The organism is Terriglobales bacterium (assembly GCA_035561515.1).
Taxonomy (GTDB): domain Bacteria; phylum Acidobacteriota; class Terriglobia; order Terriglobales; family Acidobacteriaceae; genus DATMXP01.
Map to the genome: position 1 here is coordinate 97,454 of DATMXP010000040.1, position 13,931 is coordinate 111,384.

At 55.5% G+C, this 13,931-nt stretch carries 11 protein-coding genes; 6 read left to right on the forward strand and 5 right to left on the reverse strand.

What is annotated here, in order from left to right:
• Positions 1-492 precede the first annotated feature (492 nt).
• Entirely contained in the window at positions 493-912 is a 420-nt protein-coding gene (locus VN577_18030) for a hypothetical protein (GenBank protein ID HWR16730.1), read from the forward strand.
• A gap of 573 nt (positions 913-1,485) precedes the next feature.
• Complete coding sequence (locus tag VN577_18035; protein ID HWR16731.1) at positions 1,486-1,851, forward strand: DUF3467 domain-containing protein; 366 nt, start codon at positions 1,486-1,488, stop codon at positions 1,849-1,851.
• 174 nt (positions 1,852-2,025) lie between these two features.
• Here VN577_18035 and VN577_18040 read toward each other — a convergent pair whose 3' ends face one another.
• Positions 2,026-2,703: a hypothetical protein gene (locus VN577_18040; GenBank protein ID HWR16732.1), complete on the reverse strand. Its 678-nt coding sequence runs from the start codon at positions 2,701-2,703 to the stop codon at positions 2,026-2,028.
• A gap of 339 nt (positions 2,704-3,042) precedes the next feature.
• Between VN577_18040 and VN577_18045 the strand changes: the two genes are divergently transcribed.
• The 3 genes from VN577_18045 to VN577_18055 all read left to right on the forward strand — a co-directional run bounded on the left by VN577_18045 (position 3,043) and on the right by VN577_18055 (position 7,050).
• Positions 3,043-3,447 (forward strand): YciI family protein, encoded by a 405-nt coding sequence (locus VN577_18045; protein HWR16733.1) that lies wholly within the window; start codon positions 3,043-3,045, stop codon positions 3,445-3,447.
• Positions 3,448-4,074: 627 nt separating this feature from the next.
• Positions 4,075-4,275: a cold shock domain-containing protein gene (locus tag VN577_18050; protein HWR16734.1), complete on the forward strand. Its 201-nt coding sequence runs from the start codon at positions 4,075-4,077 to the stop codon at positions 4,273-4,275.
• Positions 4,276-4,434: 159 nt separating this feature from the next.
• Positions 4,435-7,050: a hypothetical protein gene (locus VN577_18055; protein HWR16735.1), complete on the forward strand. Its 2,616-nt coding sequence runs from the start codon at positions 4,435-4,437 to the stop codon at positions 7,048-7,050.
• A 2-nt stretch (positions 7,051-7,052) separates the two neighbouring features.
• Here the strand turns inward: VN577_18055 and VN577_18060 are convergent, their stop codons facing one another.
• Both VN577_18060 and gpmI read right to left on the reverse strand, forming a co-directional pair.
• Positions 7,053-8,060 (reverse strand): D-2-hydroxyacid dehydrogenase, encoded by a 1,008-nt coding sequence (locus VN577_18060; GenBank protein HWR16736.1) that lies wholly within the window; start codon positions 8,058-8,060, stop codon positions 7,053-7,055.
• Positions 8,057-9,673 (reverse strand): 2,3-bisphosphoglycerate-independent phosphoglycerate mutase, encoded by a 1,617-nt coding sequence (gene gpmI, locus VN577_18065; GenBank protein ID HWR16737.1) that lies wholly within the window; start codon positions 9,671-9,673, stop codon positions 8,057-8,059. The genes VN577_18060 and gpmI overlap by 4 nt, the downstream gene beginning before the upstream one ends.
• A gap of 57 nt (positions 9,674-9,730) precedes the next feature.
• Here gpmI and VN577_18070 point away from each other — a divergent pair, with 57 nt between their 5' ends.
• Positions 9,731-10,642: a hypothetical protein gene (locus tag VN577_18070; GenBank protein ID HWR16738.1), complete on the forward strand. Its 912-nt coding sequence runs from the start codon at positions 9,731-9,733 to the stop codon at positions 10,640-10,642.
• Between the two features lie 43 nt (positions 10,643-10,685).
• Here the strand turns inward: VN577_18070 and eno are convergent, their stop codons facing one another.
• Positions 10,686-11,996 (reverse strand): phosphopyruvate hydratase, encoded by a 1,311-nt coding sequence (gene eno, locus VN577_18075; GenBank protein ID HWR16739.1) that lies wholly within the window; start codon positions 11,994-11,996, stop codon positions 10,686-10,688.
• 125 nt (positions 11,997-12,121) lie between these two features.
• Positions 12,122-13,540, reverse strand: coding sequence for a SpoIIE family protein phosphatase (locus tag VN577_18080; GenBank protein HWR16740.1), 1,419 nt, complete (start codon positions 13,538-13,540; stop codon positions 12,122-12,124).
• Positions 13,541-13,931 lie beyond the last annotated feature (391 nt).

The window sequence follows — 13,931 nt, forward strand, 5'->3', positions numbered from 1 at the left end:
CGGAGGCCTTTTGTTGTTTTAGACATAGATCACGTCCGACTTCCTGTTGCACGGACTACCTTTTGTGTTATAAGCGTGCGTTAACCGAATCGCGATGCTGCATGAGAGCCTCTGGCTCTTACGCAAGTTTGTCGAAGACTTGAGAGAAAGCCGGGTTTTGTGACTGGCCGTTTTCGTGTCACTCGCTCGTGACGGTAGTAACTATTCGACGTTAAGAGGACGAAACAAATGGAGATTACAGAAGAGGCAATCCGCAAGAACATCATCGAACGAGCAAACGTTGCCGGAATGAAGACTAATTCGCCTGAAATATATCCCTAGTGGTTTTGCTTTTGGCGTACATCGACAACGATTTTTCTCAAATTGAAGCAACAGAGGGTAGTTGGTTTCGCGCTAAGCCTGGTCTGCTTTCTTGAACACCTGGCCTCCTTGCAATTCGAGAATGTGTAAAGAGTAATTCGAAACTGTCTAAAGACATCACAATTTTGTGATATGCTCATCTGGACGTTTTATGAATTCGTTCATGGCGTTTCCACTGATCGCGGAATCATCAGCACTGATATGCCCGCCGGCGCGCAAGCCGAACTGGACGTCATCCTCTCGGAAGAGTTGGGGCGCATTCCCTATCATGAATGGGGTGTCCCGAGTTTTAAGCCCTTGGGTCATGGAATGGGCGAAATTAGGTTTAAGTATGGTGGCGCCCAGTACCGGGTATTCGGCGCGTTGGGACATGGTGGTGGTAACTACAACTTTTGGATGGTCGCAACTAAGAATCGAAAACGGAAGAATCTCCAGGCGACAGATCCGCCAAATGCAATTGAAACGGCGCATAAAAGGAAGAGCGCTTACGAACTTCGGAGAGAAGGCAGGCTAAGGAAATATGATCCCTCGGGGGCTAGTGAAGAAACTTAGCAATATTGAATATCGGCGGCAGTTCGTTTCGGCTCAAGTTAGACGAACTATTACGTCGCAGATGCGTAAGTTACGCATACAACGGAATTGGGACCAAGCAGAGTTGGGCCAGCAGTCAGGAATGAAACCGCACGCAATTTCTCGGTTGGAGAATCCTGATTACGGAAATTTTACAGTTAACACCCTACTTCGGATCGCAAACGCCTTTGACGTCGGTCTGATTGTCAGATTCGCTCCATTTTCCGACCTCGCTAAATGGAACCAATCTGTAACAGAAACCGATTTCACCCCCCCGAGTTTTAGTGATGATCGGGGACTTTGGCCGATTAAAAGAGAGAACCAGGGTGCGTTCTATCGTCCTTCTCCGCTTGAAAGAGAGTTTAGAAACGCAAAAGCTCTAGGGGTAGTTCCTCCGGTAAGGGAGGCTGAAAACCCAGATGTTCGAACTGTATATGCTGGGATTGCATCGAATCCCACCAACGTAAAACCGGGCACCCAACTGGAACCCCCCGCCGTTCACCCGGTTTCTTTTACGTATTTATCGCAGGCTGCCGCATTTAGAGAGGATTCGAGATGGCCGACACAGTAAGAACCCCGGACTTTAAGTCGTTTTATGCTAACAATGTGCGTTTCGAATCTACGGTGTTCGATCTACGCTTGTTTTTTGGAGAACTCGATCATCGAGAAGACGAGAGTTGGATCATCTCCCAGAAGGCGTCAGTCGTCATGGCTTGGTCGCAGGCCAAGATAGCTGCGTTGTTTTTACTCGTCAACGTAATGGCACACGAACAACAGAACGGACCAGTAGATCTCCCTGCGAATCTATTGCCACCGTGGTTGCTACCCGAAGATTCAGAGCTGTCGCTAGAGGAGTTGGTCGGAACCGTGGCCGATAAGTTCAATTCGTTCGTCGCACAACAACAAGAACAGCAGAAGTGAAAACAGATAAACAATTCGAGACGTTCCTAAAATAGGCCGCCCGGGCCCGATTCCATGCCTCAGTGATATGGCACTGAGACTCCGCTCCCACTACCCGCCACCGTCTCCCCAAAAAGTTCAGGCCGCCGAAAATCGGCGGCCTGCTTTAACAACCGAAACTTACATTAGTTGCCTTTACCGCCCGATTGGCTTAACTTCCACTATCTCCGCTGGCCAGTAGTCCCTTCCCGGCGTCGCATGCCAGTTAGCCAATGGTGTTCTCTGCACGATGCGAAGGAAGCCCATCGACTCGGCCGGGAGTTCGAAATACTCCCGCAACAACCCTTGTCCGTATGCATCCACCAGCAGGCTTGTAACTACTCCGCCCTCCCCGCTGAGAATTCTTCCCAAGTCGGGTAATGCCCCGCCTACAGGTTGGTTACTGATTAGGTCGACCACCAGGGTGAAATGACCAAGCATCGCAGGCGCGCCGTAATAGCAAACCTCGGCAAAGCCGTGGCCGATCACCGGCGTGCCGTCTTCGCCCAGGAAACTCCTCATAAATGCGTTCTTCCCTTGCAGCACGATGTGGACCTGCGTCCTTCCATCAGCCAATGCCTTCTCGGTTATGTCTCCGTTGAAGGTCGGACCAAAACCCGGTACCCCGCATTGTTCGATGAGCAGATACCGATTATTAACACCCGCTATATCGAGCACTCCCCAGTAGGGTGAATTCAACGCCATCCAGAACGTGAGGTTTTCCTGTGCGCTGATGAAGTCCTCGATCGGACGATGACTCACTTGCGCTACAAGCATGCTGGAGGCCAGCAATAAGAGCAACGATACCGTCAACACTGTGCATGAGCGACGCATCGCGTTTCCTTTCTGACGTGCAGCGCACGTCTAACTTCTTCCTGGGATAATGTCCGCGTGAGAGCCCATTAGGCCGGTGGGTATCGAGAGCCGTCTCAGGGGGTGTGCATATCCGAATTGGGGCATTGCGCTTCGGAGAGACTGGTTCGGCTTGAGTGTGGTTCCCTCGATTAACTGTGTCAACGTGATCCAGCAGTTAGAATGCGGCTCCGTTCCGAATCGGGAAGCCTGGGGTGAGGCCCTACCATCCGCCCTCACAAAAACTTCTCATCCCCTGTCGATTCCCCCCACCCCCACTCGACATACTATGGAAGTCACCTGACTGACGAGGATTCACACATGAAGTTCGTATGTCTTGGATACATCGCCCCCGGCAAGTTCGAGAACATGTCCGAAGCCCAGCAGAACGCCATGGTCGACGAGTGTTTTGCCTACGACGACCAGCTCCGCGCTGGCGGCCACTTCGGCCATGGCGAAGCGCTTCAGCCCGCCTCCTCCGCCCGTACCCTGCGCTGGAAGGGCGGCAAGGTCGCCGTCACCGACGGTCCTTATGCCGAAACCAAGGAGCAGATTGGAGGACTGTTTATCCTCGAGGCGCGCGACCTCGATCACGCCGTCGAGTTGATGTCCAAACATCCGGCCGTCAACGGCGGTCCCTCAACCTTCGAGATCCGCCCCGTCGCCGACCTCAGCGCCATGGTCCAGGCCAGCGAGCAACGCCGCGCCAAAAACCAGACGGCTTGACTTGGGTGGCCGGTCCTTTCGGCGTCCTGTGCCGAAAGGGCCGGACTACCACCAGCGTTGGCAGCCAGTCTTTTCAAATTACCCAATTACAAATTACCCAATTACCAATTGCTCCCTCCGGAGCATGTCAAGGGGGTCACCGAGCCCTTTTCCCCGCAAAGTCCTGAAAACACTCGCAAAATAAATTTCTAAACTGTGGCATGATGCCCCCACCCAAATTGCTATTCTGAAAATGTAGGTGGTTTTAGCTTTGTCACCACCGGTTTTTCAGGAGGAGAGCTTTTGCCGACGACCAACGACTGACGGTCGCCGACTAAGTACTAACAACTAACGACTTTTTATTTAACTCCTTTGTTCTCATATACAAGCCGTATGCTCTTGATTCCAAAGGAATTACAGGCCCTTTGTTTTCATATATGTAGAATTCCACGTTCGCGTAACTGCTTTGTTTTGTTATAGGAACGAAAAACCGGGGGGAGGGGGGAGGGGGTACCTCCCCAACCGCGGCAACTCCGGGCAATAACCCTCCAGGAGTAAAGATTCTTTCTCTCCTACACCCACCGCCATGTTTTTGCTACGCTGTGCCTTGCGCGACAAGTTTCACGCAGAAGGAAGTTGCATCATCGTATGGAACAAGGAACAGTGAAGTGGTTCAACGACGCTAAAGGCTACGGCTTCATCACCCGCCAGAATGGTGAAGACGTCTTCGTCCACTACTCGGCGATCCAGACACAGGGCTTCCGCAGCCTGCAGGAAGGTCAGGCGGTGCAGTTCGAAGTCGTCAAGGGACCAAAGGGCTGGCAGGCCGAAAACGTCCAGGTACTCTGAAGATTCTCCACTTCGCACCGGCGGCTTCGGCCGCCGATTTTGCTTGGGGCCTACGTCGTTCGTAACTTCGAACGAAAGTGCACCTTCGGTAACTCCGCCGTCGTAACCTGTTCGTAATTACCCCATCGTCCTACAGTGTCATCTGCTGTAGGAGACTTTATGTCAGCCGCGCTTGCCCTCTCCCCAACGGACAAGCTAACCGGTGCGAAGGCATTCGCCCGTAGCTTGAATATCCTGCTGAAGCATGTGCGCCTGTACGGATTGGCCCACAAGCGGTCCACCGATCAGTTCGATCAAGCCTGGACCTTGTTACAGTCTGTCCTCACGGGCGACAACGGATTCCTCCTCGGAATCTCCGGCGACAAGTTACTGCTCGATGGTGTTCCGCTCGAGTCCGGCCCCGCCGAGCAATCGTTCGCAAAAATGCTCGCCGCCTCCGGCATCGCCAGCATTCACTTTTCAAATTCGGTGACCGCCAACGACCTGCAGAGCATCGTCACAACATTCGCCAATTCGCGCCCTTCCGAACTGCTCGCTAATCTGCAATCGATCGCGCAGCATTCGCCAACACAAGGCGTGAAAGTAAACGAAGTCCGCTTCGTCCCGCACGACAGCGTGCATGACGATGCTGCCGTTCCAATGGCGAGCCTCATCACCGCGAACACGATCAACGAACTCGGACCGCAAGTCACCGACTGGATTAAAGATCCGAAGAAACTGCTCCAGTTGATCTCCGCAGCCGAAGGCACAAAAGGCGGTCACGACGACGGAACCGGAAATGGCAACGGTGAACTTCAGGCGGAAATCGTTCCCGCCTACGAAAATCATCCTGCGCCGCTCGAAGAAGACGAAGTCATCAGCGTCATCCGCTTCATGACTCGCATGGGCACATTGAAACAGCACTGCGAGTCAGCGCCGGATTCGGCGACCATGCAGCACGAACTCTCCGAGCTCACGCCGAGCGCTCACAGCGCGCTTTACCAGATGCTGTTCAATACCGTCGCGAACTCCTTCGACGGACAAGATTCGCCCGACCTGCTCAAGTTGGCCGAGCACCTGGCGATTCGCTTCGCCGTCGAGAGCTTCGAGCGCGGCGAAGTGAAGATCAACGCTGTCCAGCAGATGATCGAGCGCCTGAACAAGGAACTCGAGTCGCTGCGCAGCGTGCTGCATTCGCATGAAGACCAGATGTCTCGCGCAGGCCTTCTCGTCGAAAGCCAGTCGGAGATTCTCGACCGGCAGTTCTGGGCTTCCGTTCCCGATTGGGGCAAAAAGAACGTCCTGCTCTCGGAAGATAGTTGGTGCATTCCTGCCCGCAATGTTCGCAGCTATGTCGAGCAGTTGATCGAGCGTCGCGATGGCGACACAGCGATCTCCATTCTTGCCAACTTCACTTCCGGCGTCGAAAGCACCGACATGGAAGCTCGCCGCAAAGTCGCAACTGGACTCACGGAACTTGCCGAGCTCTGTGGTCGCGTCGATCACGGGCTCCTGCAGCAGTGCATCCTGCGCGTCGGACGCCAACTCGCAGCGGAGCAGTCACTCGAGATCCAGACTCTACTCAGCGCCGCCTTTGTGCGACTCAGCCAGGAAGCAAGCGCCAAGCGCGATTACCCAGCGCTTGAGCAGTCGATGTGCAGCCTCGCGCGTGTCGAGAAGTCGCAGCCGAACCTTGTGCGCGACATGCGTCCGCGCATATCTGTCCAGAGCCGACTGCACGATTTCGTCGCCGAAGTACATCAGGGCGAAACGCTGCCCAAAGGTCTTGTCGACGTGCTTCGTCGCACGCCTGGTCCTGCTGCCGAGGAAATCGCCAGCCAGTTCGCACGTTGCAGCACGCTTCAGGAAACTGAACGTTATCTCGATCTGCTGAATCAGATCGGCTCGCCGGCAATTGAGCACTTGCGCGAACTGCTGCTGCAAGGACCAGCCGCAGAAGGCATTATCGGCATCGGCGTACTGACGCGCCTCGACATCGAACTGATGCTCAATGAGCTGCCAAAGCGGGCTTGTGAATGGTCGCGATTGCAACAGGATTCGGTCGTTCGTCAAATCGCCTCTTCTGGCGCGGAACTCCGCGGCGAACTGCTACTGTCTCTGCTTGAGCATCTCGATCCGCTCATCATTCCGGAAGCGATCGACGAGATAGGGCTTTCCGGAAACTCGACTACGGTCATTTCCCTGCTCGACCTCGCTTCCGGTGAAGGCGCAGCTGCAAGCTCCCAATTTGCGCAGCTAAAGGCTGTGGAAGCTGTCGGTCGTCTGCGCATCAACGACGCGGAAGACATGTTGGCCGAAATCATCCAGCAGCGCTCGCTGATAGGCTTCTCGAACGCGCGCGAGCTACGCCTCGCCGCGATGCAGGCACTTCAGAACATCAATCCGGAGCGCGCGAAACGGTTGTTGGTCAAGTCCGGACTCGACGAGCAGGAACTGAACATCCGTCCGTTGGACGCAACCGATACCAATTGGCTGCGGCAGCGCCGCTACGAACGCGTCGTGCCGAATACAACCATCAACGCCACCGCAATTACCGCCAAAGGACGTTGCCCAGTTGCGCTTGAGCGCATCTCGCTCGGTGGCGGACTCGCCGTGCGCAATGGTCGCGGCCAGTTCGGTTCTGAAGCACTCCTCGAGATGCAACTCGGTATGCGTCATTTGCGTAGTCGCGTGCTGATACGCGAAGCAAATGCCGGTGTGATGTTCGAAATCGCCGATATTGGCATGGATGAGCGGAATCGGCTCAGGAAGCTGATTGCTGCTCAGATGAGATAGCGCTAGTAGCCGGCTTTCTTGTCGACCGTTCCGAGAAGCGGCATGCCGGCGCGATAACGGCGCAGGTTGTCGCTGAGCAGCTTGTATTGCCGCTGCCAAAGTTTGCGAGCGAAGCCGGCTTGATGAGGCGTAATCAGGACGTTATCCAAATCCCACAGCGGAGAGTTTTCCGGTAGCGGTTCTGTCTCGAACACATCGAGCGCCGCGCCAGCAATTCGTTTCTGCTGAAGTACTTCGACCAAAGCCTTCTCGTCGACAAGAGCGCCGCGCGCAACGTTAATGAGAAATGCATCTGGTTTAATCTGCGAGAGTGCTTCCCTGTCGATCAGCTTGTCGGTCGCGCCGGTCAAAGGCGCACTCACCACGACGAAATCTCCGTCCTTCAGCGCACGATGCAAATCCTTCGGTCCGAAGACTCGATGCTGTGCTCGCTCCGGGTCGCCATCCGGAAGCCAGTCAACGCCCTTCTTAGGATTCGCTCGCACAGCAAACACGCGCATGCCAAGCGTCGCTGCCACGCGCGCCACCTCATGACCAATGGAGCCGACACCAATCAGAACGAGAGTCGCGTCCCGTAGCTCCTGCGGCGAATCAGCTCCGCCAAGATCCTCTTTGCCCCACTCGTGCCTGGTCTGAGCGCGAACCGCAGCTGGTAGTCGCTTAGCGAGGGCGAACATCAACGCGAGAACATGCTCGGCGACAGGAAGTCCGTGAACTGCGCGCGCATTCGTCAGAATGATGTCGCTGTTGACGATCTCCGGAATCAGCAACTGATGCACAGCAGCGGTGGTTGAATGAATCCAGCGCAACCGCGGAGCCAGACGAACCTGCTCGGGACGCAGCGAAGACGTAACGATCACATCTGCGTCCCGAATGTCCTGCTCAATGTTGTCGTACGAGCGCAGGTACACGAACTCGACATCAGAAAACTCGGCCCGCAGTTTTTCCAGAAACCAGTCAGGCGCCGTCCAATGCGCCGCGCGATGTTTAAGAATGATGACGACTTTCATCTACCGTTCTTCGGGATCCTCAAATCATGTCCGGTCATCTCTTTGGGCTGCGGGATTCCGAGCAGTCCGAGAACTGTCGGCGAGATGTCCTGTAATGCACCGTCTTTGCGCAACGTGTACTTATTCGAATCCTCACCTACCACGATGAACGGAACCGGATTCGTCGTGTGGTACGTGTGCGGCCCACCCGTCACTGGATCGACCATCATCTCGGCGTTTCCGTGATCGGCGGTGATCAACATAGCGCCTCCGTGCTGGCGGACTGCGGAATAGATGCGTCCGAGGCAGTGATCGACAGTCTCAACCGCCTTAATGGTCGGCTCGATCTTGCCGGAGTGCCCCACCATGTCGGCGTTGGCAAAGTTCACCACGATCACATCAAAAGCCGTGTCGTTGATGGCCTTCACCACGCCATCAGCAATTTGTTCGGCGCTCATCTCCGGTTTCAGATCGTAGGTCGCGACCTTTGGCGATTGAACAAGCAACCGGTCTTCGCCAGGGAATGGCTTTTCGACGCCGCCGTTGAAAAAGTACGTGACGTGAGCGTATTTCTCAGTTTCGGCCACGCGCAGGTTGCGCATGTTCACCTGTCCCATGACATTCGCAAGAATGTTGTCGAGCGACTCCGGGGGCACTACGTAGGGCAGCGTGAACTTCGCGTCGTACTGGGTCATGGTGACGTATTTCAGCTTCTTCGGTTCGTCGTCGCGCGGAATTGTTTGATCCAGCGACTCCCATCCATCAAGATCGCGTCCGGCTTCTTTACTGATGCTACTATTCCGGCACAACGCACGGGTAATTTCGCGGACACGATCGGCACGGAAGTTGAGACAGATGCACGAGTCTTCGTCGCCGATCGTCGCGACCGGATTTCCCTTGCCATCCACGCAAACGAATGGAAGCACAAACTCGTCGGTCACGCCCTTGTTGTATGACTCCTTAATTCCCTGCACCGCATCGGTGAACGTTCCGCCCTCGCCCTTGCCGTGTACCATCGCGTCGAACGCTTTCTTCGTACGTTCCCAGCGTTTATCGCGGTCCATCGCGTAATAGCGCCCGGAAACCGACGCGATCTTGCCGACACCGTACTCACGCATCTTCTGTTCCAGTTGCGCAACGTAGGTGGCGCCGGAGTTTGGTGGAGTATCGCGGCCGTCCATGAAGCAATGAATGAATACCCGCTCTACGCCTTGCTGCTTGCACATCTTGAGCAACGCATAGAGATGCGTATTCATTGAGTGCACGCCGCCGTCGGAGATCAGCCCGAAAATGTGCAGTTTCCGGCCGTTCACTTGGGTGCTTTTCATGGCATCGAGCAGCACCGGATGTTTAAAGAAGGTACCGTTCTCGATCATTAGATCGATACGAACGATGTCCATGTAGACGACGCGCCCGGCGCCGATATTCAGGTGTCCAACTTCGCTGTTCCCCATTTGGCCGTCGGGCAACCCGACGTAGCGCCCACTGGTGTAGATCAGGGTGTTTGGATATTCACTCAGCAGTTTGTCGTAGGTGGGCTTGCGCGCGAGCGCGATCGCGTTATTTTCCGTTTTCGGGGAGTATCCCCAGCCGTCGAGAATAGTCAGTACCAGCGGTTTCGGACGAACAGTCATGGATTTCCGGTATCTCTTTGTCGAGAAGATTAGGATAATTACGACTTCGAATTCTAAATGATGCGACCCTCCCCGCTCCGATCTGCGAAGACGTCTCTGCTGATTGCAGCCTTGTTGCTCTCGCTCGGCGTTCGCGGCTACTGCCAGGAGCCTGATGCTTCCGAGCCGCCGACCGCACAGGAGATTGTCAGACGCTCCCTAGCTCATTGGCGACGTAATCTCGACGCCATCCGGAACTACACGTTTCAGCAACGCACAGTGGATCAGCAACTGGAGAAGAACGGCTCACCCAAGAAGACGGAGATCAAGACGTATGAGATTTCCATCATCTACGGCGAACCATACAGAAAGTTGATTGCTCGAGACGATCAACCTTTGAGCGAAAAAGACCAGAAGAAAGAAGAAGAAAAGCTAGAAGACTTCTTCAAGAAGCAGAGCAAGAGAACAGACGCTGATCGCGAGCGCGAACGCGAGAAAGATCGCGAAAAGTTCCAGCACGAGATCGCCGACGAACTGCCCCTGATGCTGAATTACGAACTGCTTGGAGAAGATAACTTCAACGGCCAAGGCGTATGGGTACTTCGCGCCACACCGCGCAGTGACTACAAGTCGAGTTCCAGGGCTGGTAAGTTGCTATCGAAGCTGAGCGGCACAGTTTGGATCACCAAAGCCGACTACCAGTGGGTGAAAGTGGAAGCCGATCTCTCCGATGACTTCAGCGTCGGATGGTTCCTCTTCAAACTTCACAAAGGCACGCATCTGGAATTCGAGCAGACGCGCGTGAACGACGAGGTCTGGCTACCAAAACGAGTGTTCATCCAGGGCAGCGGACGAGTTGCCGTAGCCACCGGACGCTTCCGCAACGAAGCCACCTACAGTGATTATCACAAGTTCACGGCTGAATCGAAGATCACCGGAGTTGTAGAGGAACCGGCTAGGGACCTGCCGCCAACCGAGCCAGCAAAATAGAAATGCCCGGCCAGAGCGGCCGGGCAGTGCCAAGGGATCGAACTTAGGCTTTCGCTTTCGCCTTCAGCTCCCCGTGGAAGTTGATCGCTTTCAAACCCAGGAAGCGTGCGCCGTCGCCGAGTTCCTCCTCGATGCGCAGCAACTGGTTGTACTTCGCGATGCGGTCGGTACGTGAAGCCGAGCCGGTCTTGATCTGGCCTGCGCCGGTGGCAACAGCGAGGTCGGCGATAAAGGTATCCTCCGACTCGCCGGAGCGGTGCGAAATAACTGACGTGTAGCGATTACGGCGCGCCAACTCGATCGCATCCAGGGTTTCGGTCACGGTGCCAATCTGGTTGACCTTGATCAGAATAGAGTTAGCAGTCTTCGTGTCGATGCCCTGCTGAAGACGCTTGGTGTTGGTTACGAAAAGGTCGTCGCCGACTAGCTGAATCTTGCTGCCAACTTCATCGGTCAGCATCTTCCAGCCTTTCCAGTCGTCTTCCGCCAGTCCGTCTTCAATGGATACGATCGGATATTTGTTCGCCCAGTCAGCCCAGTACTTCACCATTTCTTCAGATGATTTCGCCGACTTGTCCGACTTTTTGAACACGTATTTACCATCGGAATAGAGCTCGCTGGTAGCCGGATCGAGCGCAATCGCGACCTGTTCACCGGGAGTGTATCCGGCGGCCTGGATGGCTTCGACCACCAGTTCGATGGCCTCCACATTGGACTTCAATGACGGTGCAAAGCCGCCTTCGTCGCCGACCGCAGTGTTGTATCCGCGCTTCTTAAGCACGCCCTTAAGGGTGTGGAAGACCTCCACGCCCCAGCGGAGTGCCTCGGAGAAGTTCGGCGCACCGACCGGCATGACCATGAATTCCTGGAAATCTACGTTGTTATCAGCGTGGGCGCCGCCGTTGAGAATGTTCATCATCGGGACTGGCAGTACGCTGGCGTTTACGCCGCCGAGGTAGCGATACAGGGGAACTTCCATCGTAGTCGCGACTGCGCGAGCGGCGGCCATGGAGACGGCCAGCATCGCGTTCGCGCCTAGACGTCCCTTGTTCTCGGTGCCATCGAGCTCAATCAGGGTCGCGTCGAGCGTACGCTGGTCGCTCGCGTCCATTTCCTCGAGGGCGTCGGCGATCTCGGTGTTGATGTTGTCCACGGCCTTGGTGACGCCTTTGCCGAGATAACGGCCCCTGTCACCGTCTCGTAATTCGACTGCCTCGTGCTCACCGGTTGAGGCGCCACTCGGAACAATCGCCCGCCCCACTGCTCCACTGGACAAGAAAACTTCAGCTTCAACGGTAGGATTGCCACGCGAATCCAGTACTTCGCGGCCATGTATGTCTACGATTACTGTCATATGAGTCCTCTCTGCTCTACGGAAACTGCCGAATCACTGCGTCAAACCCGCGATTATATAAAACTCCCGGCCAGTCAGGTGTAACGAAGGCACTTTCGGTTGTGATTTAGGGAACGATCTCGCTGTTAGTTCTTCTTTAGGGCTATCACTGTGATGTCGTCGTGCTGTCGAATGCCGCTTGACCATGCGGTGACTTCGGCGATCACGCGGTCGAGAATGTCTTGAGCGGAGCCGCTGCAAGCTGCGGCAATCGCGGCACGGAGGCGCTCCTCCCCGAATTCCTCGCCGCTGGAGTTCAGTGCTTCCGTTACCCCGTCGGTGTATGCGAACAGCACATCGCCCGTGTTGAGGGCGCATGCCTGCTCGGTGAAGTTGGCTTCAGGCAAGACGCCCAGAACTGGGCCGCTGCTATCCAGCATCTGGAACTCTGCGGTAGCGGCGCTGTAAAGGATCGGCGGATTGTGACCGGCATTCACGAAGCGAACGCCATTTTGGCGCTGGTCGAGTTGGGCATAGAAGAAAGTTACGTATCGAGCGGTGGATACCGATCCGCTGATCAATCGGTTTAGAAGTCCCACCATTTCCCCGAGACTGTGCGTTCCGTTGCTGCCGAGGAGTTGTCCGCGAAGCGATGCCTGCACTACGGACATGAGCAGAGCAGCGGAAATCCCTTTACCGGCGACATCGGCGATGGCGATTCCTGTAGAGTGTTCGCCCACGGAGACGAAATCGTAGTAATCGCCTCCCACCTGTTGGGCTGGCTTGCAGAATCCGCAAAGATCGAAATCGCGCATGGTTGGCGCACGATGGGGAAGGAGGCTTCGCTGGACCTCGGCAGCGAGTTCCAGTTCGGCTTGAAGACGCTGATGCTCGACCAGGCGTTCGAGCAGTTTCGCGTTTTCGATTATTAGCGCGAGTTGTCCCGCCACGCCCTTTAAGGCCTGCTGATCACGCGGGCTGAAGCGCCCGTAGTTGCTCTCCCCCAGACACAGAATGCCAATCAACTCGTTGCGCGTTTTCAACTGGACGAGTAGCGACGTTCGGGTGCGCTCCAGCGTTTCCCTTTCGCGCATGCGCTTCTCGAACACTTCACGCGGCGCATCCTGGAGCGCGTCGGCCCAAGCCTTCAGGTCGCCGGCGTCGACGGAGAAAGGTGAGTCAAGTCCGCGAAGACGCCGAACGACGAAAGCGTCGCGCGCAAGGGCCGGGGTGGATCCATCGCCCTCGCCCGGAATGGTGGAGATCCGACACGGATAGTTGCCGGTTTCGTCATCGCGGATGAACAGGCTGACTGCTTTCGACGGGAATGTCGCGTTTACGGTGCGGATCAGTGATTGGAAGAGGTCCTCGACGGATGTCGCCCTGCGGACGGCTTGCGCAAGATCGAGGCTCGGCACAGCGCCGAGAATCTGTTCCGCCGGAGATGGCTGGTGGTCGCGCTTTAGCCTCAAGCTCAGGAAGCTTAATCCCGCGGCGAATCTTGCGAGCAAGCGATGACTGCCGTGTTCGCTGTCGGGCCGTCGCGTTCGGCGGAATAACTTCACCGGACTTCTTCCCCATACCGACTGTGCGGTAGCGGCCGCTTGCGTCCCAAAATCGAACACTTTTTGCGAATCTATTGAGTCAAATCGCTGCACATCAATGAGATAGCAAACAGGATGCCATCGGCACGTGTGAGTTGGACGGATGCGAGGGCTCTTTGTTGGTGGAATGTCTACAGATTCTGGATGGCGGCTGGTAAGTTCACGACTGCCACTCGAAAAGCTAAATGTTCGTCTCCATGGATTGTTGAGAAACACGACAGTGTTTTTACTTAGCTGAGCTCAACACGTCACTGCTTTCCGTTATGCGCCATTACGCGCCAATCTCTTGTGTTTTCAGCCAGTTGCGCTAAATTTCCACATTGATGTTTTATGCGCCCGACCCTTTTAACAT